This window comes from Actinomadura coerulea (assembly GCF_014208105.1).
In the GTDB taxonomy this organism is placed as follows: domain Bacteria; phylum Actinomycetota; class Actinomycetes; order Streptosporangiales; family Streptosporangiaceae; genus Spirillospora; species Spirillospora coerulea.
The window spans coordinates 4,826,737-4,852,664 of record NZ_JACHMQ010000001.1; the positions used below are offsets into that span (position 1 = coordinate 4,826,737).

Consider the following 25,928-nt stretch of genomic DNA (forward strand, 5'->3'; position numbering starts at 1 on the left):
CCCCGATGAGACTTCCCGCGCTGACCTCGGGCGGCCTTGAGCTGCGCCGCTTCCAGCGCAACCGGCTGACCCGCGTCGCGATGGCCGGGCTCGTGCTGCTTCCGCTGCTCTATGCCGGGCTCTACCTGTGGTCTTTTTGGGACCCGTACGCGCGGCTCCAGCACGTTCCGGTCGCGCTCGTCGTGCAGGACAAGCCCGCCAAGGCGGACGGGAAGAACGTCCACGCGGGGGCCGACCTGGCGGACGAGCTGAAGAAGCGCAAGGTCTTCGACTGGCGCACCGTCTCGGCGGCGAAGGCCGAGGAGGGCGTCCGATCGGGGAAGTACTACATGTCCCTGACGATCCCCGCCGACTTCAGCGCCCGGATCGCGTCGCCGTCCGGTGACGGGACGCCCGCACCGGCCGGGTTGCGGCTCCAGATGAACGACGCCAACAACTACGTGGTCGGGACGCTCGCCCAGGCAGCGTTCAAGGAGATCAGCGCAGCCGCCGGGAGCGAGGCCGTGCGCGGCTACTTCGACCAGATCTTCCTCTCCTTCGGCAAGCTGCACGGCGAACTCGGCAAGGCGGCTCAGGGCGCGGACAAGCTCGCCGCGGGCTCCGGCCAGGCGCACGACGGCGCGGGCAAACTCGCCGAAGGCGCCGGCAAGGCCGAGGCAGGCGCGGGCAAGCTGAAGGGCGGCATCGACGAGGCCCGCGCCGGCAGCGGCAAGGTGACCTCCGGCCTGGAGGAGCTCCGCACCGGAACGGGCCAGGTCGCCGCCGGAATGCAGCGGCTGACCACGACCGTCGACCGCGCGGGCGACACCCTCGTGCCGCTGCTGCGGGAGAACGCCCCCGAGATCCGCCAGGCCGCGCTCGCCGTCGCGCAGGGCGCGGACGCCCTCGCCGACGGCGCCGGACGGCTGCCCGCCCAGACCGGCGCCGCCGTCCAACGGGCGGAGAAGGCGCAGGCCGAACTGAACGCCCGCCTCGCCGCCCACCCGGAAGTGCCGCCGAACGTCCGGCAGGACCTCACCCGGGCCGCCGCGCAGGTCGTCACCGTCGCGAAGCAGGTGGACGGCTACGTCAGCGACCACACCGGCGACCTGCGCAAGGTCGCGGCCGACGCCCGCGCGGTCGAGCGGGCCGCCCGCAAGATCGCCAAGGACGCGCCCTCCCTGGCCGCCAAGGTCGAGAAGGCGCGCCGGGACGTGGACCGCCTCAACGCCGGAACCCAGCGGGTCAACGCGGGCGCGGGGCAACTGCTCTCCGGCTCGTCCCAGCTGACCAGCGGACTCGGCGTCCTGTCGGGCGGGGCGGGCGAGCTCCGGGGCGGCCTCGGGCAGCTGTCCGGCGGCGCGGTGACGCTGGAGACGGCCCTCGCGCAGATCTCCACCGGCAACGAGCGGCTGGCGAACGGCCTGAACCAGGGCGCCTCCCGGATCCCGGACTACGACGCCGGGGAACGCGCCGCACGCGACGACATGATGAGCAACCCGGTGCGGCTCGCCAGCGCCACCGAGAACGCGGTGCCGAACTACGGGACCGGGTTCGCGCCGTTCTTCGTCCCCCTCTCCCTGTGGGTCGGCGGCATGATCGTCTACATGCTGCTGCGCCCGCTGAACCCGCGCGCGCTCGCGGGCACTGCGCCCGGCCACCGCGTCGCGCTCGCCGGCTGGCTGCCCGCCGCGGCGATCGGCGCCGCGCAGGCCTGCGTCGTCCTCGCCGTCCTGCACTTCGCGCTCGGCCTGCGCGCCGAGCACTGGCCCGGCCTCGTCGCGTTCCTCGCGCTCGCCTCCGCCGCGTTCCTCGCGGTGATCCAGTGGGTGAACGCCCGCTTCGGCCCGGTCGGCCGGATCATCGCGCTGGCGCTCCTGATGCTCCAGCTCACCTCGGCCGCCGGCACGTACCCGATCGAGACGAGCCCGGCGTTCTTCCAGGCCGTCCGCCCGTACCTGCCGATGCCGTGGGTCGTGGACGCCGTCCGGCACCTGATCAGCGGCGGCGACCTGTCCTCGGTGTGGCAGGGTTGTGCGGTGCTGGCCGCCTTCCTGGCCGGGGGGCTCGCGCTCACCGCCCTGGCCGTCCGGCACAACCGGGTCTGGACGGTGAAGCGCCTGCACCCGGCACTGAAGCTCTGATCGGAGGCAGGGGACGTGGCCCGCATCGCGACCCGGGAGAAGCTGTTCACCGCGGCGATCGAGCTGATCGCCGAGAGCGGGCTCGCCGCGACGACCGTCGACCAGATCGCCGAGCGCGCCGGCGTGGCCAAGGGCACCGTCTACTACAACTTCGACAGCAAGGCCGCGCTGTTCGCGGCGCTGCTGGAGTACGGCGTCGACCGCCTCGCCACCGCCCTGCGCGACGCCGCGTCCGGCCGTCCCCCGCTGGAGGCGCTGGACGCCGTCGTCGCCGCCGAGCTGGCGTTCATCGGCGAGCACGAGCCCTTCGCCCGGCTCCTGATCGCCGAGACGTGGCGGGCCGGCGGCGACTGGCAGCACGCCGCCCGCCTGATCCGCGAGCGCGCCATCGGCGTCGTCGCCGACGTCCTGCGCGAAGCGGTCGCCGCCGGCGACCTGCGCTCCGACCTGGACACCGGCACGGCCGCCTCCGCCGTCTTCGGCATGGTCCTCACCGTCGCCCTGGACTGGCGCGCCCTCCAGCCCGGCCGCTCCCTGGACGACGTCCAGGCGACCCTGCTCGCCCTCCTCCGAGGCCGCCTCACCAGCTGATGCGGCCGGGTCAGGGGCCGGACGTCTCCGTGAGCTTGGCGGCGTCGGGCGCGTAGGCGGCCATCCAGTGCGGGTGCAGGCGGTAGTAGACGATCTCTTTGTCCCAGTCGAAGGCGTCCCCGCCGTAGAAACCCTTGAGGTAGGCGAGCAGCTCCGGCCAGTCCCGGGCCGGCTCGCCGTCCGGCGGGTTGAGGATCTCCACCGTGCCGTGCGTGAACACGCCCAGGTCCTCCCCCCGCATGTGCGCCGCGCTGACGGCGGGACGGGCGGCCAGATGGCGGGCCTTGGCCGCGTCGCGCGCCGTGCCGAAGTGCCACTTCCCGTGGAGGAAGTGCCCGTCCACCCCACTGATCCGCGGCTCCCCCTTGGCGGTCACCGTGGACAGGGCCAGCGTGCACATGCCGGTGAGCACCTGGCAGAGCTGCCCCGCCGTCAACGACCTCTCGGTATTGATGATCGACCGCAGATGCGCGGTGGAGCGGGAAAGCGAATCGTCCAGAAGTGCCTGGAGCTCTATGAGTTCTTCTCTGGTTTCACGCATGACGAGTCCTAGTCCGAAGGGTCCGGTCCACACTTCATCCCCCAGCACTGGCCGGTGCCCCCACCCTCCCCCCAAAACCTGACACCTTCCGTCAGGCTTTCTCCGGATGCGGAAAGTTCGGCGACTCCGCGCGAACTTCCCGATGCCGCCAGGACATCCGGACGGCCGCGGCCGGCCGCGAGTTCGGGGAGCGGCCGGTCGGATTGATCACGTCCCGCCGCGCCAACCCGCGCCGGGCCGCACCGCATCTCATCCCGCAGAGCGCGACACGAGAGATCGCGCACCGAGAACGAGAGCGAGGACCCATGCGGAAGATCGTGATCACCGGTATGGCGGCGGCGCTGGCGCTCGGCCTGACGGCCTGCGGCGGCAGCGGCGACGGCAACTCCGCGGCGGCGCCCTCCTCCCCCGCGAGCTCGGCGCCCGCGCCGAGCGAGTCATCCACGCCGGAGGGCGGGTCCACGCCGAGCGGTCCTTCGACCCCGCAGGGCTCGGGCGGCTCGGGAACCCCGGGCAGCCGGCACACCCCGCTCGCGCAGCAGGGCGGCCAGCAGATCACTACCAAGTGGGGGCCGCTGCGCTACCTGGCGCCGGGCAAGTACACCGTCGGCGGCGTCGCCTTCTTCACCGCCACCGACACCGTCGTGTACGTCGCCGGAAGCACCTGCCCCAACGGCACTCCCACCCCGCCCGACGTCAGCAAGTGCTCCGTCGACGGACTCGACCAGTGGGTGAAGGCCGCCCCGCACAACGCCAGCGTCCGCTTCTCCGGCGCAACCGCCACCCGCATCACCGAAACCCAGTAACCCCCACTCCCGGCGCTTCCCTCACCCGGCTCGCATGATCGGGGCAGCATCCTTGAGGGAGGCTCGGGGGTGCCCCGGGCGGGGCGCCTGATCAACGGATTCGGCGGACGTGTACTTCCCAGTCCCAGTCGGCGTCGTCGGGGAAGAGCACCTCCACGACCTGCCACGTCTGGTCAGCCACCGGAAACGTGTCGCCAGGACGGAGTACGTACTCGAACTCCTCTCCCGTCTCTTCCATGGAGACACCAAGAACTGCCTCGGGCGGATCCAGGCGCTTCACCGTCGCGACATCGAACCCTGCCACCCCGATCGTGTAGAAACGATTCGGCTTGATCCGATGCTCCGTAATGCCTTCCATCCTCATCGTCCTCCGGTTTCACCTTCGAGCGCAGCGTAATAGCTGTTGAAGTGATTCGTGAGTTCCGCGACCGGCACCGGGTCAGGATGCTTGTGGCCGTAGGGATTACGCAGCATGACCGTGCCGTCCTCAACACCAACCAACTCGTAAACATGCTGGCATCTGAGGTTGTACTTACGAAAATCCGCCCGTTGCATGAATTCCGGCACCGTCGAGACCAGGGTCGCCCGCCCGGCTTCGACCAGGCGGCCGAGGACCGCTTCATTGTCTGCGGCGGCCTCGGGGCCGGTGTCGATGTTCAACCGGTCGACGCGCGCCGGTCGACCAGTCAACTGCGTGAGGATCTCGGCCTGGGTCCAGGCTCTCGTCCCCTTGTCGAGGCGGGCATAGCCGCGTTCGGCGGCATTGCCGAGCAAGGGGTTCTGACCGCGGTCGGGCGGCCAGGTCTCGTCCACGGCACCCAGGGCTTTTTCGATATACCCGGGCCAGGTCACTCCGGCGACCGTACATCGCGCGAAGGCGGCTTGCCCCGGGTCACCGATGTGGACCGGAAGATCTTTTGAGATCGTGACATCGATGACACGGCCGGTGGGGACTGCACTGTCGCTGTCTTTGAACTTTGTCTCATGCAAGGCCACGGTGACGGTACCGTCATCGTTCTCCCGCACTGAACTCTAAATCTTCTCCGGCGCAGTTCCGGCCACGGCTCCGATCGCAGCGATGACGCCGCAGTCACCGAGCACGCCCTGCCGCGCGTCCGCTCTTTTTGGCGTTCCATCGAAGAGCGGAAGTTCGTCCTGGTCGCCGTCCTTGTTCTTCCTTAGAGGGCGCCCGTACTCAACTTCGTCGCTGAGGTCGGCGGGAATTTCGAGGCGGTCGGCCACTACCTCGATCTTCTCCCCAGCGTCCTTCCCGGGTTCTTTGACCTCGGGCGCTGCGGGGTCTGGCTTGCCGAGGATCCGCTCGGCCGCGGCCATCCAGGCCGCCAGGTCATCATCCTCTGCGCTTGCAGCGAGGAGGCCCTGCTCCATGGACTCGTCCTCTGGGGCCGCCTCGGCCGGCTCCTCGTCGGTGTTCTGCGCGTCGTTTCGCGGCTGGACGGGCTCGCGGGCGCGCGCGAGGCTTTGCAGGCGGGACGGCTGGTCCGGGGAGCCGGGATTGTCGGGCCGCAGAACCGGCTTCTGGGCCTGTGGTGTCGAACCGTCGACGGCTTCCTCATGGGTGTCGGTCTTGCTGGTGTGCTCGATGCCCACGCTTGCAGCCCTTCCGCCGGGCGGGGTCAGGGGAGTTTGCGGATTTCTTCTATCACGGTCGGCATCGTCTCGTTGTTGTGGTGGATCCAGTCGAGGAGCACGGCGACCTGGTCGTCGGTGTAGGTGTCGAGGCGGTCGCGGAAGGCGCGGCCGATCGGTTCGAAGTAGCGGGCGAACTGGGCGACGTTCTCCTCGACGAGTTCGACGATGACGCGGCGGCGGTCGTCGGGGTCGCGGGTGCGGCGGACGTAGCCGGCGCGCTCCAGGCGGTCGATGACGGCGGTGATGGCGCCGCCGGTCGTGATGCCCATGAGCTGGGCGAGCTGGCCGGGCGTCTGGGGGCCGTCCAGCGTCAGCGCGTTGACGCACTGCGCGTCGGTGACGTTCATGCCCGCCTTGCTCGCGGTGGCATGGTGCAGCAGCACCATGAACATCGTGCTGCGCTGCATCGCCATCTGCAGCTCGCCCGCCATCCGCTCGCGCTCCGGGGTCGACACGCCTTGACCTCTCTCCCTTTTTCTCTCATGGAGAGACACTCATTTCAAGAGCATCTCTGGGGGAGATTCTATCGACCCGCCCCGGGCGGGACCAGGCGGGACGGCAGCGGCGTGTGGCGCAGCCGACACCGTCCAATGATCGCACCACCGCCGGACGGCGCCTACCCTGGCTTTTGTTAGGACCACTAACAGAGGTCCTGTGCTGGCCCCGGATCCCACGAAGATTCGGGGCCGACCTCTATCTGGCCTCCTCCGCCACCCGCTTCGCCCAGCGGTAGTCCGCCTTGCCGGCCGGGGAGCGCTTCATCTCCGCAACGAACGCGTAGACGCGCGGCACCTTGTAGCCCGACAGCTCCTTGCGGCAGTGCTCGTTCAGCTCCTCGAAGGACGGCTCCGCGCCGGAGGGCTGGATCACCGCCGCGACGCGGTTGCCCCAGCGTTCGTCCGGAATGCCCGTCACGACCGCGTCGTAGACGGCGGGGTGGCCCTTGAGGACGGCCTCGACCTCTTCCGGGAACACCTTCTCGCCGCCGGTGTTGATGGCCTGCGAGCCGCGGCCGTACACGGCGATCGAGCCGTCCTCCTCCACCGTGGCGATGTCACCGGTGAGCAGCCAGCGCCTGCCGTCCACCATGGGGAACGTCCTGGCGGTCTTCTCCGGGTCGTTGTAGTAGCCCTGCGCGATGTAGCCGGTGCGGGCGACCTGGCCGATCACGCCGGATCCCGGCTTGACGGGCTGGAACGCGTCGTCCAGGACGGTGACGTTCTCCACGTCCGGCGCGAACCGCAGGCCCTTCTCCGGGGTGGAGCCGGCGACCGCCTCGGCCGTCGAGCCCGACTCGGTCGAGCCGAAGCGGTCCAGGATCATCGTGTTCGGCAGCAGCTTCTGGATGCGGTCGCGGACCGTCCCGGTGAAGATCGCGCCGGTGGAGACGTAGGCCAGCAGGGACGAGGTGTCGTAGTCGCCGCGCGCCAGCTCCTCGGCCATCGGGATCGCCATGGCGTCGCCGGTGATCGTCAGCGAGTTGACCTTCTCCCGCTCGATCGTCCGCCACACGTCGGCCGCGTCGAACTTGCGCGTGTAGACGAGCGTCGCGCCCATGAACCAGGCGATCCAGGTGGCCATCTGGGCGGCGCCGTGCATCAGCGGCGCGACCGGCATCATGGTCATCGGGCCGCCGCCGCGGGCGTTCTCGACGACGTCCTCCGGCCTGGCCGGACGGGGGTAGGTGGGGTTCCAGAACGCGAGCAGCATCTGCTCGGTCGACCACATGACGCCCTTCGGCATCCCGGTCGTCCCGCCGGTGTAGATGATGTAGAGGTCGTCCTTGGAGCGCGCCGGGAAGTCGCGTGCGCCGGAGGCGTCCCTCAGGGCCTCGTCGTAGGCGACCGCGCCCGGGATGGACGGCTCGCCGCCGACCGCGACGAGGTGCCGCAGGGCGGGCGCCTGCGGGACGGTCGCCGCGACGCGGTCCTCGAACTCCACGTCGTACAGCAGCGCGACGCTGTCGGAGTCCTTGTACACGTAGAGCAGCTCGCTCTCCACGTACCGGTAGTTGACGTTGATGGGCACGGCCCGGATCTTCAGCGCGGCCAGCAGGGCGGCGGCGTACTCGACGCCGTTGTAGAGCTGGACGGCGACGTGCTGGCCGGGCCCGACGCCCGCGTCCGCCAGATGGTGCGCGAGGCGGTTCGCGTGCTCGTCCAGCTCGGCGTAGGTGAGGCGCCGGTCGCCGCACACCAGCGCGAGACGGTCCCCGATCGCGTCCGCGACTCCCTCGAACAGGTCAGCGTGGTTGAACTCCATCGGACGGGCCTCCGGGAATCAGGGTTTGTCGCTGCCGACGATCCACATGGCGAAGAACTGGGCTCCGCCTCCGTAGGCGTGGCCGAGCGCGCGGCGCGCGCCGTCCACCTGGTGCTCGCCCGCCTGGCCGCGCACCTGCAGCGCCGCCTCGGCGAACCGGATCATCCCGGACGCCCCGATCGGGTTGGACGACAGCACGCCGCCGGACGGGTTCCACGGGATGTCGCCGTCCATGGCCGTCGCGCCCGCCTCGGTGAGCTTCCAGCCCTCGCTCTCGCCGCAGAACCCGAGGTTCTCCAGCCACATCGGCTCGTACCAGGAGAAAGGGACGTAGACCTCGGCGCAGTCGAGCTCGCGGCGCGGGTCGGAGATCCCGGCCTGCCGGTAGACGTCGGCCGCCGCGTCCTTGCCGCCCTGCGGGCTGACGGTGTCGCGCCCGGCGAACTGCATGGGCTCCGAGCGCATCGCCGTGCCGTGCACCCACGCGGGCGGGGCCGGGGCCTTCTTCGCCGCGTCCTCCGAGGCCAGCACCATCGCGCACGCGCCGTCCGAGGACGGGCAGGTCTCCAGGTAGCGGATCGGCTCCCAGAGCATCGGCGTCGACTCGACCATCTCGCGGGAGATGCCGGGGATCTTCAGGTGCGCCCAGGGGTTCTTGAGGGCGTTCTGCCGGTCCTTGACCGCGACGAGCGTCCCGATGTGGTCGGGGGCGCCCGAGCGGCGCATGTAGGCGCGGATGTGCGGGGCGAAGTAGCCGCCCGCGCCCACGACCAGCGACGTCGTGAACGGCGAGTTCACCGTCAGCGCCCACGTCGCGTTCGACTCCGACTGCTTCTCCCACGCGATCGTGAGGACGCGGTCGTGGACGCCGCCCTGGATCAGGCCGGCCGCGACGATCGCCGTGGAGCCGCCGACCGACCCGGCGGTGTGCACCCGCATGACCGGCTTGCCGGCGGCGCCGAGCGCCTCGGCAAGGAACGTCTCCGGCATCATGACGCCCTCGAACAGGTCGGGGGCCTTGCCGACGACGACCGCGTCGATGTCCTTCCAGGTCAGCTGGGCGTCCTCCAGGGCCCGGCGGGCCGCCTCGCGCAGCAGCCCGGCCATCGAGACGTCCAGCCGCTTGGTCTTGTACGCCGTCTGCCCGACGCCGATGATCGCGCAACGGTTAGCCATGGTTCTCTCCCGACAGGACGCAGACGAGGTTCTGCTGGAGGCAGGGGCCGGACGAGGCGTGCCCCAGCACGCGGGACGCCGACCCGTCGTGGACGCGGGCCGCGGCCTCGCCGATCCGGATGAGGCCCGCGGCCATCATCGGGTTCGCCGACAGCGGCCCGCCGGACGGGTTGACCGCCGTGTCCTCGCCCAGGCCGAGCGCCTCCCGCAGGATCAGCTCCTCGTGCGTGTACTGCGCGTGCAGCTCGGCGACCTCGATCCCGGTCGCGCCGGCCCGCTCGCCCGCGACGCGGGCCGAGTCCGAGCGGCTCAGGTCGCGGACGCCCGGCGCGTGCGGCTCGGTGCGGTGGTCGATCCCAGTGATCCACGCGGGGCGCTCGCACATGTCGCGGGCCCGGTCGCCCGCCGCGAGGACGATCGCGGCGGCGCCGTCGGTGACGGGCGCGACGTCGTAGGGGTGCAGCGGGGCGACGTCGTAGTCGTCGCCCTCCGGCTCGGGCAGGTGCAGCGCGAACGGGTTGCCGCGCCCGGCCTCGCGGGACCGCGCGGCGACGGCGCGCAGGTCGTCCTCCTTCGCGCCCGACCGCTCCATGTAGGCGCGGGCCTGGAGCGCGGCCAGGGACACCGCGTCGATGCCGAGCGGCGCCAGGTGGTACGGGTCGAGCTGCTGGGTGAGGACGGCGCGCAGGTTGCCCTGCGACGACTTCCCGAACCCGTACACGAGCGCGGTGTCGATGTCGCCGTGCTGGAGCTTCACCCACGCCTCGTACAGCGCCCAGGCGGCGTCCATCTCGACGTGGCTCTCGGAGATCGGCGGCCAGGCGCCGATGGCGTCGAGCGCCGACACGAACGCGAAGGGGGCGCCGGCGAGGTAGTCGCAGGATCCGGAGCAGGTGAAGCCGAACTGCTTCTGGCCCGTCCGCTCCTTGATCTCGGTGATGACGGGGGCCAGGATCTCGATCTCGGCCATCCCCCGGTCCTCACCGCTGTGCTCGGTCTGCGCGAACGCGACCACGGCCACGGGACGAGGCATCACATGAAGTCCTTGATCTCTTCGAAGGGGACGTCGGGCTCGTCGACGGGCTCGAACCACTTGATGTTGCCCATCGTCCGCTCCCACTCCTCGCGGGGCCGCCACGCCGCCTTCACCCGCATGCCCATCCGGACCTGGTCCGCCGGGATGCCCGCCACGAGCGTCAGCATCGTCAGGCCCGCGCCGTCCAGCAGGACGTAGGCGGACACGAACGGCACCTCGGGCGCGCGCGGGTCGGGGATGTTGTTGACCGCGAAGGTGGTGACGGTGCCGGTGTCGGGCAGCTCCACCTCCTCGGTCGTGGGGACGCCGTCGCGCGGGCACAGCCCCTTCATCGGGACGATGACCGACTCGCACACCGGGCACCGGTGGCCGAGGATGCGGCCTTCGGACATGCCCTCCAGGAAGCGCCGCAGGGCCTGGCCGCCCTTCAGGCGGTACTCCAGCCGCGTCGGCGCGTTGATCATGGTGACCTCGGGCTGGAAGCACTCGATGTCGCCGATGCCGCCGGTCCGCTCGGCCCGCCACCGAGGGCGGACGCGCATCCCCGTCTTGAGGAACTTCGGCGGCTTGGCCCCCTCATCGAAGACGCCGAGGTCGAGGGCGTGCAGGAGCGCGGTGTCGGCGCCGTCCGGCCGGATCAGCGCCCAGGCGAACGGGCGGTCCAGCGGGTGCTCCTTGGCCGGGCGCGCCACCCACGACCAGGTGGTGACCGTCCCGACCGGTCCGACCTCGACGAACTCCCCGGTCACGTCCTCGCCGGTCAGCGGGTCGTACTCCGACGGCGGGACGAGGACCCTGCCGTCCGCCGTCCGGACGCCGACCAGCCGCCCGTCGCGCAGCTCGCTGAAGAAACGGCCGATCACCGGGCCGACCGAGCGGGTGTAGCCGCCGGGGAACTCCAGGACGTGGTTCGGCTCGGGCAGCCCGGTGTCGGCGCCTGCGGGCGCCGTGTCAGATGGCACTGTCGCGGTCCTTCCAGTACGGGTCCCTGAGCTTGCGCTTGAGGAGCTTGCCGTTCGGCTCGCGGGGCATCGCCTCGATGAAGTCGACGGACCTCGGCCACTTCATCTTGGCCAGCCGCCCCTCCAGCGACGCGAGGATCTCCTCCGCGAGCGCCGGGCCGGGCTCGACGCCCTCGGCGGGCTCCACGACGGCCTTGATCTGCTCGCCCCACTCCTCGTCCGGGATGCCGAACACGGCGACGTCCCCGACCTTGGGATGCAGGATGATCTCGTTCTCGATCTCGGCCGGGTAGATGTTCGCGCCACCCGAAATGATCATGTCGGCCTTGCGGTCGGACAGGAACAGGAACCCGTCCTCGGTCAGGTACCCGATGTCCCCGACGGTGAAGAAGTCCTTCAGCCGGTTCTTCTCCGTCTTCTCCTTGTCGCCCTTGTACTCGAACTCGACGCCGGCCATCTTCATGTAGATCGTGCCGTGCGTCCCGGTCGGGACGGGCTCGCCGTCGTCGTCCACGACCAGCAGCTCGCTGATCGGCCACGCGTTGCCGACGGTGCCGGGGTGGGCGCGCCAGTCGGCCGGGCTGGCGATCGTCCCGCCGCCCTCCGTCGCCGCGTAGTACTCCCAGACGCAGTCGCCCCACCAGTCGAGCATCTGCTGCTTGAGCGGCACGGGGCACGGCGCCGCCGCGTGGATCGCCCACTTCATGCTCGACACGTCGTACCGGGACCGGACGTCCTCCGGCAGCGACAGCAGCCGCTTGAAGTGCGTCGGCACCATGTGGGTGTTGCTGACGCGGTGCTCCTGGATCAGCCGCAGGGTCTCCTCGGCGTCCCACTTGTCCATGTAGACGAGCGTGTGGCCCATCTGCAGGGCCGTCCCGCCGAACTGGGTGACGGCCGTGTGGTAGTTCGGGGAGGTGACGAGGTGCGCCTGGTGCTCTCCCCCGGCGGGGCGGCCCGGGGGGATGCCGAACATGCCGAGCAGGAACGTCATCAGCTCGGCGCTGTCGTCGGGGTCGAGCCCGGCCAGCGCCCGCTTCACGCCCTTCGGCCGTCCCGTCGTCCCGGACGTGTAGTGCATCGTGGCGCCGTTGCTGCGGTCGTCCGGCAGGGTGTCGGGCTGCCCGTCCACCAGCTCCGCGATCGGCCGGAAGCCCTCGACCTCCCCGAACGCGAACCGCCGGTGCGCCTCGATCTCCTCGCCCGCCCGCGCGCCCTCGGCGGCGTACCGCTCGTGCACGAAGAACGCCTTGGCCTCGCTGTCGGCGACGATGTAGCCGATCTCCGGGCCGGTCAGGTGCCAGTTGATCGGCGTGTAGTACCAGCCCGCCTGGAGCGCCGCCAGATAGAGGACGACCCCGTCCGCGCCGTTCGGGACGAGGCCGCAGATGCCGTCGCCCTTCTCCAGCCCCAGCGCGCGCAAGCCGTGGACGAGCCGGTTCGCGCGGGCCAGCAGGTCGCCCGCGGCGTGCTGCGTCCCGTCCGGATCGACGGCGGCGACCCACTCGGGATCGGCCTGCGCCAGCCGCCAAAAGCCCAATGACCCCATCGGATCTCCCTACGTGAGCACAGAGCACACAGAGCACAGAGCACCGGCACCCGCTGCGAGGGCCCGGCAGCCAAAGTAGATCACGTTCTCGTTTTGCAGTTCAACCCCTACCGGTAGGGCGACGGCTTAACTAGAATCTGTTCTCGTTTGATATCTGAGCTGGAGGAACCATGACGGAACGGCTGCCGATCAGCACCGAGCACTGCATCGTCGAGCGCGACGGGCACGTCGTCATCGTCACGATGAACCGCCCGGAGGCGCGCAACGCGCTCAGCTCGTCCATGCTGGTGGGCCTCGCCGACGCCTGGACCTACATCTCCGACACCCCCGAGGTGCGCGTCGCCATCCTCACCGGGGCCGAGGGAACGTTCTGCGCCGGCGCCGACCTGAAGGCCATGGGGCAGCAGCCGTCCGACCCCCGCGTCCAGGAGCGGATGGGGCAGATCCCCAACTTCCACTGGAAGGGCCTGCTGCGCGAGGGCCAGCCGACCAAGCCGCTGATCTGCGCCATCGAGGGCTACGCCGTGGCGGGCGGCACCGAGCTGCTCGTCGGCACCGACCTGCGCGTGGTCGCCGAGGGCGCCACCCTCGGCCTGTACGAGGCGAAGCGCGGCCTGTTCCCCATGGGCGGCTCCGCGATCCGCCTCCCCCGGCAGATCGGCTACGCCAACGCGATGGACATCCTGCTGACCGCCCGCTCGGTCACCCCGCAGGAGGCGCTCGCGATGGGCCTGATCAACAAGATCGTCCCGGACGGGCAGGCGCTCGCCGCCGCCCGCGAGCTGGCCGACCAGATCGCCGCCTGCGGCCCCCTCGCCGTCCAGGGCATCCTGCGCACCTACCGCGAGACCCAGCACCTGTCCGAGGAGGACGCTCTCAAGATCTCCGACGAGATCGGCTGGCCGGTCATCGGCTCCGAGGACGCCAAGGAGGGCTCGCGCGCCTTCAAGGAGAAGCGCCCGCCCGTCTACCACGGCAAGTGACGTCTGCCCGGCGGAATATGGACTGTCCGTAAATAGGGGCCGGGTTTGCGGGAGGCCTCGCGTGGCATCGCCTGGGGCGAAGGCGAGCACGGAAGGACGAGGCCATGGCCTTGCACCTAGGACGCAAGCACGACAAGCCCGAGGAGACGTCCCCCCGTCCGCCCCGCCGGGCGCTCGGGCGGCGGACGGACGGCACGGCCGTCCAGCGCAGGCCGCCGCGGTGGCGGCGCAGCAGGACGAACCCCGTCAGCGCGATGATCATGGCGGCGGGCTGGGCGGCGGTCGCGCTCCTCGCCCTCGGCATGCTGCTGACGTGGGGCGGCGCGAACCCCGGGAACGCGCTGGTCGACGCCACGCTCGACGCGGGCCGCTGGCTCGCCACGCCGTTCCACGACGTCTTCACGCGCACCGACCCCGAGGAGCAGCTCTACATCAACTGGGCCCTCGCCGGCGCCGTCTACTACGTCCTGGCCCGCGCGCTGTCCTGGATGACCCGCTTCTGACCCGGAGTTCGACCCGCCCGCGAGTCGAACTCCCCGGCCGGCGCCGCTCTCGCGGCGCCGGCCGGGGACTTCTACGCGATCGTCACTCGCCGCGCCAGTGCGCCAAGTCGGCTTCCCCTGCCGCGCCAGTGGTCCAGCCCACGCTCCACATGGTCCGGGTGCCGGGCTGCACGGCCATGCCGCCGACCGCAATCGTCGTCCCGGCGGGCTGCGTCAGCGTCGCGGTGGTCCAGACGCCGGCGGCGGTGCGGTGGTGCATCGTGCCCTTGCCGTCGTAGGCCCAGATGCCTCCGGCGCCGTCCGAGGCGACCTTGGTGAAGCTGGTGCCATCGGCGCCGACGGTGCTGGTCCACTTGGAACCGTCCCAGTGGCCGAGCAGCGACCGCGTGAACAGCTTGCCCGCCTCATTCCTGAGATAGGCGACGCCCACCGCCCACACGTCGTCGTCCGAAGCGGCGTACACGTCGGTCAGCGTCGGTACCACCTCTCCCGTCTCGAGGTTCCCCTCGACGGCGGGGTACGGCACGGTGGTCCATGCGGTGCCGTTCCAGCGGGCCGTCGCGGGCTGCCCGTCCGTCGACGCGCCGACCGCCCACACGCCGTTGGGCGACGAGGCGGCGACCGCGCGCGACCGGATCCCGATGGGGGTGTCCGCCCAGGCCGTGCCGTTCCAGTGCTTGGCGGAGAGGACGCTGACGGCCCACGCGTTGTCGGCACCCGTGGTGGCGATGCCGCGGGGCTGGAAGGAGAGGGGCGTCTTGAACGTGCGCCATGCGGTCCCGTTCCAGTGCAGCACGGCGTGGCCGTCACCGGAGGTGTTCAGCAGGCCCCCCACCCACAGGTTCGACGCGGACGTCGACGCGGCGGCGACGAAGTCGTAGGTGCCGACCGAGGCGGGAAGCGCCACGTTGCTCCAGGTACCGCCGTTCAGCCGCTGGAGTATCGGCTTGCGCACCGAGGAGTTCTGGCTGCCGACGGCCCACAGGGTGCCGTCCGGAGCCGGGGCGAGCCCGCTGAGGCTGGTGCCGGTGTCCTTTCCTGGACTGCCCTGCACGAGCGACCACGTCGTCGCGGCGGCGCCCGCGACGGACGCCGCGCGGTGCTCGCCGGGCTGCGCCGCGGCGATTCCGGCGGCGGTGATCGCGCCCAGGGCGAGGGTGGTCCCCGCGAACAAGGCGAGCCTTCTGCTTCTCTTCACCCGGTACCTTTTCAGTCGAAACGATCGCGAGAGCGGCACACCGTACAGGTGGCCTCCGTCGCCATCCGAACTCTTGTGACTTTGTGCGGCCGTGCGCGAGGCACGCGGGCCAGCGCGAGGCCCCGGCCGGTACACCAGGGAGCGGCGCCGGCCGGGGCTGCGGCCGTCAGTTGCTGCGCCAGTGCGCCAGGTCGGCCCACCCGGTCGCGACGGTGCTCGTGTACCCGACCGTCCACATGGTCGTGGTGCCCGGGCGGAGGGCCAGCGCCGCGGGTCTGATCCTCGTCCCTGTCGGCTCGGCCAGGCTCTCCTGGGACCAGACGCCGGCCGCTGTGCGGTGGCGCATGACGCTGCCGGCGGAGACCCAGATACCGCCGGCGCCGTCCGAGGCGACGTTCGTCATGTAGGTGCCGGAGGCGCCGAGGACATGGGTCCACTTGGTGCCGTCCCAGTGCGCCAGCACCGACCGCGAGACCTTCTTGCCCGTCTCGTCGGGCACGCGCACCGTGCCGACCGCCCAGACGTCCTTCTCGGAGGCGGCGTACACGTCACTCAGGGTGGACGCGATCTCGCTCTTGGCGTCCACCCCGTCGATCGCGGGGAACGGGACGGTGGTCCACGAGGTGCCGTTCCAGTGGGCCGTGGCGGGCAGCCCCTCGCCCGCCCAGCCGACCGCCCACGCGCTGGTGGACGAGACGGCCGTGATCGCGCGGGGCTTGATCCCGATCGGGGTGTCGGCCCAGGACGTGCCGTTCCAGCGCTTGGCCGCCGAGCTGCTGACCACCCATGTGCTGCCGGGGCCCGCGGTGGCGATGTCGCTGGGCTGGAAGCTCAGCGGGACCTTGAACGTGCTCCAGGCCGTGCCGTTCCAGCGCAGCACGGCGTGGGAGTCGCCCGAGGCGTTGAGCTGGGCGGCCAGCCACAGGTTCGACGCCGACGTGGCCGCGACGGCGTTGAAGCGGTACGGGGCGGCGGCCGCCGGCAGTGCCACGTTGCTCCAGGTGCTGCCGGTCAGGCGCTGGAGGATCGGCTTGTAGACGCCGCTCCCCTGCTGGCCGCCGGCGGCCCACATGGTGCCGTCGGGTGCCGCGGCAAGGCCGCTGAGGCTGGTGCCGGTGTCGGACTTGGGGCTGCTCTGGACGAGGGGCCACGTCGTGGCGGCGGCGCCCGCGACGGATCCCGCGCGGTGCTCCCCGGGGCGCACCGCGGTGATCCCGGCGGCGGTGATCGCGCCCAGGGCGAGGGTGGTCCCCGCGAACAAGGCGAGCCTTCTGCTTCTCTTCACCCGGTACCTTTTCAGTCGTAAACGATCTTGAGTGCGGCACACCGTAACAGTGGGCCGCCGCCGGTATCCGGGATTTTGTGATCTTTGTGCGTTCGTTCACGAGTTCGGCCGGGACAGCGCGAGGCCCCGGCCGGGGCTGGGAGGAACAGCGCCGGCCGGGGCCTTCGCGGGCGGTCAGCCCTCGGTGATGGCGTTGAGGCGCTCGATCGCCTCGACGTACTCCTCGATCAGGTCGTAGACGACCTGGGCGGCCGGCTTCACCTGGTTCATCGATCCGACGATCTGGCCCACCGGGAAGGTGACCAGCTCGCCGTCACCGGACCGCTGGATCCGGGGCAGCGCGTCGGCGATCAGCATGAACTGCATGGGCATCGGGAGGTAGCCCGGCGAGTCCTCGCTCTCCCACGCCTCGGTCCACGCGGTCTTGAGGAACCGCGCGGGCTTGCCCGTCCAGGCCCGGGACCGGACGGTGTCGCGGGACGTGGCGCCCAGCAGCTTCGGCAGGGCGCGCTCGGGGGTGTCGGCCTCGTCGACCGTCAGCCAGATCGAGCCCGTCCAGACGCCGTCCGCGCCGAGCGCCATGCCGGCGGCCATCTGGCGGCCCCGTCCGATGCCGCCCGCCGCGAGCACGATGGTGTTCTCGCCGACGGCGTCCACGACCTCGGGGATGAGGACCATGGTGGCGACGTCGCCGGTGTGCCCGCCGGCCTCGGTGCCCTGCGCGACGATGATGTCCACGCCGACCTCGACCTGCTTGCGGGCGTGCCGGGCGTTGGAGGCCAGCCCCGCGACCTTCACGCCGTGCTCGTGCGACTGCTCGACGACGTCCGCCGGGGGCGGGCCGAGCGCGTTGGCCAGCAGGGCGATCGGGTGCTTGAGCGCGACCTCGACCTGCGGCCGCGCGGTCACGTCCGTCCAGCCGAGCAACGCCTTTCCCGCCTGCTCGCCGCGCGGCTCCACACCGTGCTCGGCCAGCAGGTTCTCCAGGAACTCCCGATGCTGCGCCGGAATCATGCCCTGGAGCTTGCCGAGCAGCTCCTCGGCGTCGCCGACGTCGGCGCCCTCGTACTTGGCGGGCATCACGACGTCCACGCCGTAGGGCTTGCCCCCGACGTGCTCGTCGATCCACTTCAGCTCGAGTTCGAGCTCCTCGGGAGTGAAGTGCAGGGCGCCGAGGACGCCCATGCCGCCGGCGCGGCTCACCGCCGCGACCACGTCGCGGCAATGACTGAACGCGAAGATCGGGTACTCGATGCCGAATAGTTCGGTGACTCGTGTCCGCACAGCCACGACCCTAGGCGCGGACCCGCAAAACTGCAACAGGTTCTAGTTAGGAATCTCATCCCGGACGCATGCGTGCACGGCTTCTAGAACACGTATCAACAAGGAACTCCGGGCAGGCGGCCGACGCGCGGCGGCACACCGCGGACGCGCGCCGGAGGCGGCAGAGGAGCACCGGGGCGCCGGCCAGGGGGCGGCGCTCACCGCGCCATGAACGTCGCGGCGGAAGAGGGCGAAACGGCACGAATGCGGCCGGACGCACGCGGCGGGCGGGGCCGCCTGCGGGGTCAGCGGCGTTTCGCGGGGCCCGCGGCCTTGCGCTGCTGGCGCTGGCTGCGGGGTGCCGGGCGGCGGGACTCGGGCGGTCCGGCGGACGGCACGACGGGCGCCGCGGACTCGGTGGGCACGGCGGACGGCTTGGAGGGCCCGGGCGGACCGGACGGCCTGGGCGGGCCGGCCGGGGTCATGTCGCCGAACTTGCCGTCGGGGCGGCGCGGAGCCTCCAGGGGCGGGGCCTCGCGGCGGCCCATGCCGAAGTGGCCGCCGACGAAGAGCATGATCAGGCCGAGCAGGACGCCGGCGGCCGGGATGTAACTGCGCACCATGTCGATCTGCAGGGCGGTGCTGTTCGCCATGTCGACCAGGCCCTTCTGGTCCCTGTCGACGGTGATGAGGTCGGCCTGCGCGACGATCATCGAGCCCCTGCCGTCGGCCGTGCGGACGGTGCTGCGGATGTTCTCGCGGTGCTTGACCGGGATGCCCGTGCGCGGATCGACCCAGACGGTGTTGTAGGCCTCGGTGTACCGGTCGACCTTCTGGCTTCCCGCGTCCTCGGGCAGGCCGAGCATCTTCGCGGGCAGCTTGGCGTCCAGCGCCGCCGTCTTGGTCAGCGGGATCGTCTGGGTGAACCGGTACGCCGTCAGCCCGTGGACCTTCTCGACGGCGTTGAACTGCATCGGCGCCGTCTGCTTGGTCGTCATGTCGTAGAAGGGGTAGTCCTTCTTCTGGACGTTCGCGATGGGGAACAGCAGCCCGTATCCGGTCATCCGGACGCCGTTGTCGCCGTCGACGTTGGCGCCGCAGCAGTTGGTCAGGACGCCCGTCCGGCGGTCGAAGGCGATGCGGTAGCCCTGGATCTGGACGGGCTTGTCCGGCTTCTCCTGGTTGTAGATGTTGGTGGTGGAGTCCCAGACCGCGATGTCGTCGTTGCCCTCGTTGGCGCGCACGTCCCCGCGGACGGTGTTCTTGGCCAGCAGGGTGACGCCCGTCTTGAGCTTGAGGTCGGCCTCGTCGAAGTACGTGGAGCCCTTCGACTCCAGGCTCGTCACCTGGTAGCGGTTCAGGGGCGCGACGACCACCTGGTCGGCGACGTAGAAACGGACGAGCGGCGCGAGCGTGAGGAAGAACGCGCCAAGGCCGATCAGGACCAGGCCGACCGGTCGCCGCATGAACACCTCCGGGGCTGCCGTCGCTCGCACGGCGGGCGGGGGCCTGCCCGAGCCGTCGGGCCCCACCTCCAGCATGTCCGGGTCACCCTACCGGACCGGTGTACTGGTCGGTAAGCTCCGCGTTACCTTGCGGGCGCCCGATCGGCGGGACGACCGGGCTGGACGACACGGACGGTGAGGTGGCGATGGCGGCGGCGCCCCCCAGGCGGGACGGAGCACGTCCCGGGAACGGGCACCGGGCCACGCTGGCGCGGTCGGTCCGGCTGCTGAGCGCCTTCCGGCGCGAGCAGAGCGAACCGGAGTACTTCTACGAGCTGATGGCGCGCGACACCGTCGCCCAGCTCGGCTCCTACGCCGACCTGGCGGGGGCCACCGTCGTCGACGTCGGCACGGGCTCGGGGTTCTTCGCCCGCGCGCTGGAGGCCGCCGGGGCGCGGTGCACGGGCATCGACCACGACCTCTCCGAACTGACGGCGCACGCCGTCGACGTGCCCAACACGCTCGTCGGGAGCGCCCTGGCCCTCCCGTTCCGTACGGGATCGGTCGACGTGTGCTTCTCGTCGAACGTCCTGGAGCACGTCCCCGACCCCTGGCGCATGGCCGACGAGATGGTCCGCGTCACCAGGCCCGGCGGGACGGTCTTCCTGTCGTTCACCAACTGGCTGTCCCCGTGGGGCGGCCACGAGACGTCCCCCTGGCACTACCTCGGCGGCGACCGGGCCGCGCGGCGGTACGAGCGCCGGAACGGGTTCCCGCCGAAGAACCGCTACGGGCTGGGGCTGCATCCGGTGTCGGTGTCGGCGGCGCTCAGGTGGGCCCGCGGGAACGACCAGGTGACCGTCCTGGACGCGCTGCCCCGCTACCATCCGCGCTGGGCGGAGTCCGTCGTCCGCGTCCCGGGCCTACGCGAGATCGCCACCTGGAACCTCGTCCTGGTCCTCGGAAAACACGCCCCGCTCGGAGAACAGGCGGCTCCCGGGAAGCACGGCGAGGCCGAGAGAGACGGTGTGATCCGGAAGCGCGTCGTGTTCGAAAAGGACGGCGTGCTCGGGAGTTCGGGGTCGTGAGGGCCGGCGAGCGGGCGGTCGTGCCTGCGGCGCCGCCCATCTCGGGGCACCAGGACACCCTGGACGGCCTGCGGGCCGTGGCGGCTCTCGCCGTCCTGGTCTTCCACGTCGCGAGCGCGGCCGGTTCGATCACCAATCCGGACGGCGCGCGGTGGTTGTTCAACGGCGGCCAGGTCGGCGTCCCGATCTTCTTCGCGCTCTCCGGGCTGCTGCTCTACCGCCCGTGGGCGGCGGCCGTCCTGGACGGGCGGGCCGCGCCGCGGACGGCCGAGTACCTGCGCAGGCGCGTGCTCCGCATCCTGCCCGCGTACTGGGCCGTGGTCGCCGTCTTCATGCTCACGGCCGGGCGCGACCACATCGGCGACCCGCTGACCTGGGGATCGCTGCTCACCCTGACGCAGACCTACCTGCCCGACCCGTGGTGGAACGGCGACCTCGGGCCCGCGCAGCTCGGGCAGATGTGGAGCCTCGTCGTCGAGGCCGGCTGGTACGTGCTGCTCCCGTTCACCGCGGCCGCGCTCTCCTGGTACGCGCGCCGGACGCGCAGCGACGACGTCGGCGTCCGCGCCAGGCGGCTCCTCGTCGGGATCGGCGTGTACGCGGCGCTGTCGCTGCCGTGGACCGTCCTCATGTTCGTGCCGGAGCGGCACACCGGCATGGGCGTCTGGCTGCCGCGGTACTTCGCCTGGTTCGCGATCGGGATGGCGCTCGCGGTGGTGACGGTGTGGGCGCGGCTGGACGAGCGCCGTCCCGTGGCCGCGGTGTGCCGCGCCGTCTCGGACTCGTGGGCGGCGTGCTGGGTCGGGGCGGCGATGCTGTACGTGGTGGCGGCGACGCCCGCCGCCGGGCCGCTCAGCCTCCAGTCGCCGGACGTCTTCTGGACGTCCGTGCTGCACGTGGTCGTGTTCGGGCTGTGCGCGGCGGCGCTCGTGGCGCCGGTGGCACTGGCTCCGGCGGAACACCCGGTGCTCGGCGCGATCCTCGGGAACCCGGTGATGCGGTTCCTCGGCCGGATCTCCTACGGCGTCTTCCTGTGGCAGCTTCTGATCATCATCGCCTGGTACGACGCGACCGGCCGCGGGTTCCGGGGGAACGTCGTGACGGATCTGCCGGTGGTGGCTGCGGCGACCATCGCAGCGGGGGCCCTGACCCACTACCTGGTGGAGTGGCCGGTCCAGCGGCTGGCCCGCCGGCGGGCGCCGTCCCGTCCGGCGGCCCCTGCCCGGGCGCCGTCCAGCTGAGCGGGATGGGGCCGCCGGAGCCGCCGCCGGGCGGCTTCGGCCGCCACAGCTCGACCGCGAGCCGCCCGACGATCACCAGCCCGAGCAGCTGCGGGGCGAGGTCGCCGAGCGGGCCGGACGGGGCCGCCGGGTTGTCGAGAAGGTCGAGCCGCACTCCGGCGGCGAGGCAGCCCGCCCCGGCGAGCATGGCGAGCGCGACCGGCCACGGCGAGGCCAGGGCGCGCGGCACGGCGGAGCGGCGGGTGCGGGCCCAGCCGCAGCCGGCCGCGACGGCGACCGTGACGGCGAGGCCGGGCAGCCCGGCGATCCAGCCGCCGAGCGCGGCGGCCAGGGCGACCGCCGCCCACGCGGGCCAGCCCGTCCCGGCGACGAGAGCGCGGGGCTCCTGGCGGCGGCGCCCGCCGCGCCCGGACGGCCAGAGGGCGGCCGCCAGCAGGACGAGCAGCAGGACGAGGCCCGCGACGACGGCGGTCCGCTGCGCCCGGTCGGGGGCGTAGGCCAGCTCGACGACGCCGCTGGTGCCCTTCGGGACGACCCAGCCCTGCTTCCAGCCGTCCAGGCGCACGGGGCGCAGCTCGGTGCCGCCGACGGTCGCGCGCCACCCGGTGTTGAAGTTCTCGTTCACCGTGAGGAAGGAGGCGGTGGCGGCGTCCACCTCCAGCCTGCGCGTGCCGGCCCCCCATTCGAGCACCTTCACCTGCTGCGGCGGCCGGGCCGCCGCGGACGCGCGGGGCCTCGCGCCGACCGTCACCGTGTCGAGGCGGTAGGGGTCGAACGGCGCGGACGCCAGCCGGTTCCGGCCCGCCTGGAGCGCGGCCGTCCCGCACGCGCTGAACCTCAGCGGCCGGCCCGCGAGCAGGTCGCTGAGCGTGCCGGTCGCCCGGGTCTGGACGGTGCCGCCGCCGATCCGCAGTCTCGGGCCGTACCCGCACGGCAGCCGCAGCGGGAGGGCGCGGACGTCGGGGACCGGCTTCACGCCGGGAATGGCGAGGTCGGTCACCTGGATGGGCTGGGCCTGGCTCTCCCGGAAGAAGGTGAACGTGACCCGGTCGGTCGTCATCGGGGCGAATGCCAGCCTGCCCTGGGCGTCGGACAGCCCTTCGCGGGTCTGGCCGTTCTCCCCCTCGACCCGGATGCGCATCGGCCCCGACGCGGTGGGCGGACGGGTGACGGTGACGACCGCCAGCCGCTTGCGGCCCTTCCACCGGACGGTGTACGTCGGCGCCTCGTCCCTCTCCCCCGCGATCCAGGCCGTCTGCGGGTCACCGTCGAAGCCCGACCGCGGCTGGTCGGCGGGGTGGTCGGCGAGGACGGAGCTCGCGGCGACCACGGGCTGCCCGCGGACGGCGGTGAACCGCTCGATGAGGCGCCGGTCGGTGAGCACGGCCGTGCCGGTGACGGCGGCCCTTCCCGAGGCGGCGGCGGTGAACGTGCGGTCGAAGCCCGCCTCCTCCTCGTCGCCGGACCCGAGGGACGGCGAGCACACCCAGCGGCGGCTGCCCTTCACGCACTCGCCCGCGGCGCCCCGCGCCCGGCTCATCACGTACGTCGCGGGCCCGGCGAGGCCGGCGGGCGCGGGCATCGTGAACGTGCGGGCGGGCCGCACGCCGCCGATCGACAGCTCCGCCACGCCCGCGCGGGCGAAGCCCGCGACGAGCGGCTCGGAGGCCAGCCCGAGGATCCGCAGCCGCAGCCAGCGGGTCGGGCCGCCGGGCGCACGGAGGGGCTGCCCGGTCACGATCTTCTGGACGTCCTGCCGCACCGTCCCGTTCTCGGTCTCGACGGAGACGCGCGAGACGGCGGGGCCGAGGGACCCGTCCTGGAGGAACGCGGCGGTGAGGCTCCCGACCTCGCGGGGCCGGTCGAAGTCGACGCGGAGCCACTGCCCGACGGGCCCTTTCCAGCCGCCCGTCTTCCAGGCGGTGAACTGGTCGCCGTCGAGCGCCGCGAACGGGGTCGCCTCGGGCTCGCGCGCCTGCGGGACGGCGTCGTCGCCCGCGGCCGAGGTGGACGCGGTGACGTCGCGGACACCGCCGCCATAGGTCACGTGGGTCGCGTAGCGCTTCCAGCCGGTGTCCAGGACGTCGGCGGCCTCGCCCTCGCGGGCGGCGGTCAGCGTCGGGGACGTCTGGTGCAGCTCGCCGAAGTTGCGGCGCAGCAGGCGGGGCGAGTCGGTCACGACCGGGGCGCCCTTGAGGTCGGCGGCGTCGTCGTCGAGCAGGACGGGCCCGTCCGGCAGCGTTCCGCCGTCCGCCATGGGCAGCAGCGACTCCGGCCCCCCGTACACGCGGACGGGGTTCTCGGCGTCGGCGAGGTTCGCGACGCCCGCGGCGCCGGCGACCTCGTAGACCTCCAGCGCCGGGTACTTCTGGTCGACGGCGGTCACGGCGTCGTCGGCGTCTCCGCCGACGGGCGCGCCGAACGCGGCGGCCCTGCGCATCCCGGGGGAGTCGCCGAGCGCCTGGTGGAGGCGGGCGGGCCAGGCGCCCCGGAGCGTCTCGCGCCGCAGGTCGTTGCGCACCAGGACGTACCGGACGCCCATCCGGCCGAGGAAGGCGCTCAGGCCCGGCGACCCCTGCCCGGACCGGACCTGCTGGTCGATCGCGTCCAGCGCGCGGGTGTACCCGGGCGACCCGGCCGGGACGAGCTGCCGGACGCCCCACCGCGCCGACAGCAGCGGCTGCACGATGTCGTCCGTGGGGCGGCCCCACAGGTACTCGCCGAACGGCGCCCCCGGGACGGCCAGCACCCCCTGCCGCCCCGCCCGCGCGTTGATCCAGGCCGCGGCGTCCCGCCAGTAGCGGGGGACCTCGGTGAACTCGCCCGGGCCGGACAGGCCCTTTGAGGCGGCCGTGACGCCGATGCCGCCGAGCGCGACCGCGGCGGCCACCGGCAGGCTGAGCAGCGACTTCAGCGCCAGGCCGGACGCCGGGCCGGGTTCGCCGCGCGGGCCGCGCGGGCCGCGCACACCGCCCGCCGAGTGGCGGGCCGCGGCGACGACCGCGTGGGCGAGGCCGAGCGCCAGCGGCAGCCGGACCACCGCGTCGAACTTGTGGAGGTTGCGCAGCGGGGCGAGCGGGCCGTCCAGCAGGTCGCGGAGCCGCCCGGCGAACGGACCCGGCAGATCGCCGAGGTGGCCCATCGACAGGATCGCCAGCCCGGCGAGCAGCGTGAGCAGCAGGAACGTCCGCTCGGGCAGCAGCCGGCCGAGCAGCCCGGCCAGGCCGAGCGCGGCGACGAGGCCCGTGCAGACGATTGCCACCGGGCCGAGCGACAGGCCGTGCCCGACCGGCCACCAGACCTGCCCGTCCACGATCAGGTAGTTGACCCAGCGTTCCGCGCCGCGCAGCACGTTGATCAGGCCGGTGGGCCCGGTCGTGGTCCGCGCCTTCTCCGTGTAGGTCAGCCAGGAGAAGCCGTAGGTGCCGGTGAGCAGGAGGGGGGCGAGCCACCAGGCCACGGCCGCACCCGCGGCCACCGACCACCACGCGAGCATCCGCGCGCGGAACGATCCGCGCGGCCGCGTCACCACGTACACGACCGGGACGACCAGCACCGCGACCGTCGCGGTGGCGTTGATGCCGCCGCAGCACGCGATCGCGAGGCCCGACCCGGCCGCCGCCCTGAGCCGGCCCGTCTCCCCGGACGCGGCGCCGACCAGCGGCAGGACGATCCAGGGCAGCATCGCGACCGGCAGGTACTCAGAGGAGATCTGCCCGAGCGAGGCCAGCCCGTTCGGGGCCAGCGCGTAGGCCATCGCCGCGAACAGGCGGGCGCCCTGCCCGTCGCCGCCGGCGCCTCCGCCGGCGCCGAAGCCGAGGCGCCCCGCGAGCCGCCAGGTGCCGGCGAACGCCAGGCACATCAGCAGCGCCAGCCAGAACCGCTGGGTGATCCACGCGGGCACTCCGGCGAGGTCGCCGAGCGCGAAGAACGGGCCCATCGGGAACAGGTAGCCGACGGCCTGGTTCTGGAGCTGGCCGAACTGCTCGGGGTCCCACAGGTGCAGGGCGCGGCCGAGGAACCCGAGGGGGTTCACCGCCATGTCGATCTTGGTGTCGGCCAGGATCGCGCCCGGGCGGGTGCCGAACGCGAGCGCGGTCAGCGCGAGGCAGCACGCGAGGACGCGCAGCCGCTCCCGCACCCGCCCCGCGACGTCCGGAACGTCCGGCACGGGTCGGCGGGACGCGCCGGCGCGGGGCGGATTCGCCTCTCCCACCGCCATG

The 25,928-nt window shown here is 72.3% G+C and carries 21 protein-coding genes and 1 pseudogene; 7 read left to right on the forward strand and 15 right to left on the reverse strand.

Going from position 1 to position 25,928, the window contains the following annotated elements; translation table 11 throughout:
- Positions 1–5: 5 nt before the first annotated feature.
- Positions 6–2,123 (forward strand): YhgE/Pip domain-containing protein, encoded by a 2,118-nt coding sequence (locus BKA00_RS22150; RefSeq protein ID WP_185027883.1) that lies wholly within the window; start codon positions 6–8, stop codon positions 2,121–2,123.
- A 15-nt stretch (positions 2,124–2,138) separates the two neighbouring features.
- Positions 2,139–2,714 (forward strand): TetR/AcrR family transcriptional regulator, encoded by a 576-nt coding sequence (locus tag BKA00_RS22155; protein WP_185027885.1) that lies wholly within the window; start codon positions 2,139–2,141, stop codon positions 2,712–2,714.
- A 10-nt stretch (positions 2,715–2,724) separates the two neighbouring features.
- On the opposite strand, the gene BKA00_RS22160 is transcribed toward BKA00_RS22155, so the two are convergent.
- Positions 2,725–3,255 carry a pyridoxamine 5'-phosphate oxidase family protein gene (locus BKA00_RS22160; protein WP_185027887.1) on the reverse strand — a complete coding sequence of 177 codons (531 nt, stop codon included), beginning with the start codon at positions 3,253–3,255 and terminating at the stop codon, positions 2,725–2,727.
- A 305-nt stretch (positions 3,256–3,560) separates the two neighbouring features.
- Between BKA00_RS22160 and BKA00_RS22165 the strand changes: the two genes are divergently transcribed.
- Positions 3,561–4,061 (forward strand): hypothetical protein, encoded by a 501-nt coding sequence (locus tag BKA00_RS22165; protein ID WP_185027889.1) that lies wholly within the window; start codon positions 3,561–3,563, stop codon positions 4,059–4,061.
- 91 nt (positions 4,062–4,152) lie between these two features.
- Here the strand turns inward: BKA00_RS22165 and BKA00_RS22170 are convergent, their stop codons facing one another.
- The 9 genes from BKA00_RS22170 to BKA00_RS22210 all read right to left on the reverse strand — a co-directional run bounded on the left by BKA00_RS22170 (position 4,153) and on the right by BKA00_RS22210 (position 12,699).
- Positions 4,153–4,425 carry a DUF6406 domain-containing protein gene (locus BKA00_RS22170; protein ID WP_185027891.1) on the reverse strand — a complete coding sequence of 91 codons (273 nt, stop codon included), beginning with the start codon at positions 4,423–4,425 and terminating at the stop codon, positions 4,153–4,155.
- Positions 4,422–5,087: a hypothetical protein gene (locus BKA00_RS22175; protein WP_185027892.1), complete on the reverse strand. Its 666-nt coding sequence runs from the start codon at positions 5,085–5,087 to the stop codon at positions 4,422–4,424. Before BKA00_RS22175 ends, BKA00_RS22170 begins: the two co-directional genes overlap by 4 nt.
- A gap of 6 nt (positions 5,088–5,093) precedes the next feature.
- On the reverse strand, positions 5,094–5,672 hold the full coding sequence (locus tag BKA00_RS22180; protein ID WP_185027894.1) for a hypothetical protein: 579 nt from the start codon (positions 5,670–5,672) through the stop codon (positions 5,094–5,096).
- A 26-nt stretch (positions 5,673–5,698) separates the two neighbouring features.
- Positions 5,699–6,169, reverse strand: coding sequence for a MarR family winged helix-turn-helix transcriptional regulator (locus BKA00_RS22185; protein WP_185027896.1), 471 nt, complete (start codon positions 6,167–6,169; stop codon positions 5,699–5,701).
- A 238-nt stretch (positions 6,170–6,407) separates the two neighbouring features.
- Positions 6,408–7,976, reverse strand: a complete 1,569-nt coding sequence (locus tag BKA00_RS22190) for an acyl-CoA synthetase (protein WP_185027898.1) — start codon at positions 7,974–7,976, stop codon at positions 6,408–6,410.
- Positions 7,977–7,994: 18 nt separating this feature from the next.
- The gene (locus tag BKA00_RS22195; RefSeq protein WP_185027900.1) at positions 7,995–9,152 is read right to left on the reverse strand and encodes a thiolase domain-containing protein; all 1,158 of its coding nucleotides are present in this window, start codon (positions 9,150–9,152) and stop codon (positions 7,995–7,997) included.
- Positions 9,145–10,185: a thiolase domain-containing protein gene (locus tag BKA00_RS22200; protein ID WP_185027901.1), complete on the reverse strand. Its 1,041-nt coding sequence runs from the start codon at positions 10,183–10,185 to the stop codon at positions 9,145–9,147. The genes BKA00_RS22195 and BKA00_RS22200 overlap by 8 nt, the downstream gene beginning before the upstream one ends.
- Positions 10,185–11,150: a Zn-ribbon domain-containing OB-fold protein gene (locus tag BKA00_RS22205; protein ID WP_230298660.1), complete on the reverse strand. Its 966-nt coding sequence runs from the start codon at positions 11,148–11,150 to the stop codon at positions 10,185–10,187. Before BKA00_RS22205 ends, BKA00_RS22200 begins: the two co-directional genes overlap by 1 nt.
- The gene (locus tag BKA00_RS22210) at positions 11,140–12,699 is read right to left on the reverse strand and encodes an acyl-CoA synthetase (RefSeq protein ID WP_185027903.1); all 1,560 of its coding nucleotides are present in this window, start codon (positions 12,697–12,699) and stop codon (positions 11,140–11,142) included. The genes BKA00_RS22205 and BKA00_RS22210 overlap by 11 nt, the downstream gene beginning before the upstream one ends.
- A gap of 170 nt (positions 12,700–12,869) precedes the next feature.
- Between BKA00_RS22210 and BKA00_RS22215 the strand changes: the two genes are divergently transcribed.
- Complete coding sequence (locus BKA00_RS22215; protein WP_185027905.1) at positions 12,870–13,682, forward strand: crotonase/enoyl-CoA hydratase family protein; 813 nt, start codon at positions 12,870–12,872, stop codon at positions 13,680–13,682.
- A 104-nt stretch (positions 13,683–13,786) separates the two neighbouring features.
- Entirely contained in the window at positions 13,787–14,185 is a 399-nt protein-coding gene (locus BKA00_RS22220) for a hypothetical protein (RefSeq protein WP_185027907.1), read from the forward strand.
- Positions 14,186–14,267: 82 nt separating this feature from the next.
- Here BKA00_RS22220 and BKA00_RS22225 read toward each other — a convergent pair whose 3' ends face one another.
- The 4 genes from BKA00_RS22225 to pgfA form a co-directional block, all read right to left on the reverse strand.
- Positions 14,268–15,383 carry a hypothetical protein gene (locus tag BKA00_RS22225; protein ID WP_185027909.1) on the reverse strand — a complete coding sequence of 372 codons (1,116 nt, stop codon included), beginning with the start codon at positions 15,381–15,383 and terminating at the stop codon, positions 14,268–14,270.
- A gap of 166 nt (positions 15,384–15,549) precedes the next feature.
- Positions 15,550–16,668 carry a hypothetical protein gene (locus tag BKA00_RS22230; protein WP_185027910.1) on the reverse strand — a complete coding sequence of 373 codons (1,119 nt, stop codon included), beginning with the start codon at positions 16,666–16,668 and terminating at the stop codon, positions 15,550–15,552.
- A 174-nt stretch (positions 16,669–16,842) separates the two neighbouring features.
- Positions 16,843–17,952, reverse strand: a complete 1,110-nt coding sequence (locus BKA00_RS22235) for an NAD(P)H-dependent flavin oxidoreductase (protein WP_185027912.1) — start codon at positions 17,950–17,952, stop codon at positions 16,843–16,845.
- 284 nt (positions 17,953–18,236) lie between these two features.
- A complete protein-coding gene (pgfA, locus tag BKA00_RS22240; protein ID WP_230298661.1) occupies positions 18,237–19,472 on the reverse strand; it encodes a cell envelope lipid trafficking protein PgfA in 1,236 nt (411 codons plus the stop codon).
- Between the two features lie 110 nt (positions 19,473–19,582).
- On the opposite strand from pgfA, the gene BKA00_RS22245 reads away from it, so the two are divergent.
- On the forward strand, positions 19,583–20,464 hold the full coding sequence (locus BKA00_RS22245; RefSeq protein WP_185027914.1) for a class I SAM-dependent methyltransferase: 882 nt from the start codon (positions 19,583–19,585) through the stop codon (positions 20,462–20,464).
- The gene (locus BKA00_RS39150) at positions 20,461–21,705 is read left to right on the forward strand and encodes an acyltransferase family protein (RefSeq protein WP_230298662.1); all 1,245 of its coding nucleotides are present in this window, start codon (positions 20,461–20,463) and stop codon (positions 21,703–21,705) included. The genes BKA00_RS22245 and BKA00_RS39150 overlap by 4 nt, the downstream gene beginning before the upstream one ends.
- A gap of 1,030 nt (positions 21,706–22,735) precedes the next feature.
- Here BKA00_RS39150 and BKA00_RS39155 read toward each other — a convergent pair.
- A pseudogene (locus BKA00_RS39155) lies at positions 22,736–25,927 on the reverse strand (alpha-(1->3)-arabinofuranosyltransferase domain-containing protein); the annotation flags it as partial.
- Between the last annotated feature and the right edge of the window lies 1 nt (position 25,928).

Coding starts and splice junctions, on each gene's coding strand:
- BKA00_RS22150 (WP_185027883.1), top strand. CDS start 6: ATGAGACTTCCCGCGCTGACCTCGGGCGGCCTTGAGCTGCGCCGCTTC.
- BKA00_RS22160 (WP_185027887.1), bottom strand. CDS start 3,255: ATGCGTGAAACCAGAGAAGAACTCATAGAGCTCCAGGCACTTCTGGAC.
- BKA00_RS22165 (WP_185027889.1), top strand. CDS start 3,561: ATGCGGAAGATCGTGATCACCGGTATGGCGGCGGCGCTGGCGCTCGGC.
- BKA00_RS22170 (WP_185027891.1), bottom strand. CDS start 4,425: ATGAGGATGGAAGGCATTACGGAGCATCGGATCAAGCCGAATCGTTTC.
- BKA00_RS22190 (WP_185027898.1), bottom strand. CDS start 7,976: ATGGAGTTCAACCACGCTGACCTGTTCGAGGGAGTCGCGGACGCGATC.
- BKA00_RS22195 (WP_185027900.1), bottom strand. CDS start 9,152: ATGGCTAACCGTTGCGCGATCATCGGCGTCGGGCAGACGGCGTACAAG.
- BKA00_RS22200 (WP_185027901.1), bottom strand. CDS start 10,185: ATGCCTCGTCCCGTGGCCGTGGTCGCGTTCGCGCAGACCGAGCACAGC.
- BKA00_RS22210 (WP_185027903.1), bottom strand. CDS start 12,699: ATGGGGTCATTGGGCTTTTGGCGGCTGGCGCAGGCCGATCCCGAGTGG.
- BKA00_RS22215 (WP_185027905.1), top strand. CDS start 12,870: ATGACGGAACGGCTGCCGATCAGCACCGAGCACTGCATCGTCGAGCGC.
- BKA00_RS22220 (WP_185027907.1), top strand. CDS start 13,787: ATGGCCTTGCACCTAGGACGCAAGCACGACAAGCCCGAGGAGACGTCC.
- pgfA (WP_230298661.1), bottom strand. CDS start 19,472: ATGCTGGAGGTGGGGCCCGACGGCTCGGGCAGGCCCCCGCCCGCCGTG.
- BKA00_RS22245 (WP_185027914.1), top strand. CDS start 19,583: ATGGCGGCGGCGCCCCCCAGGCGGGACGGAGCACGTCCCGGGAACGGG.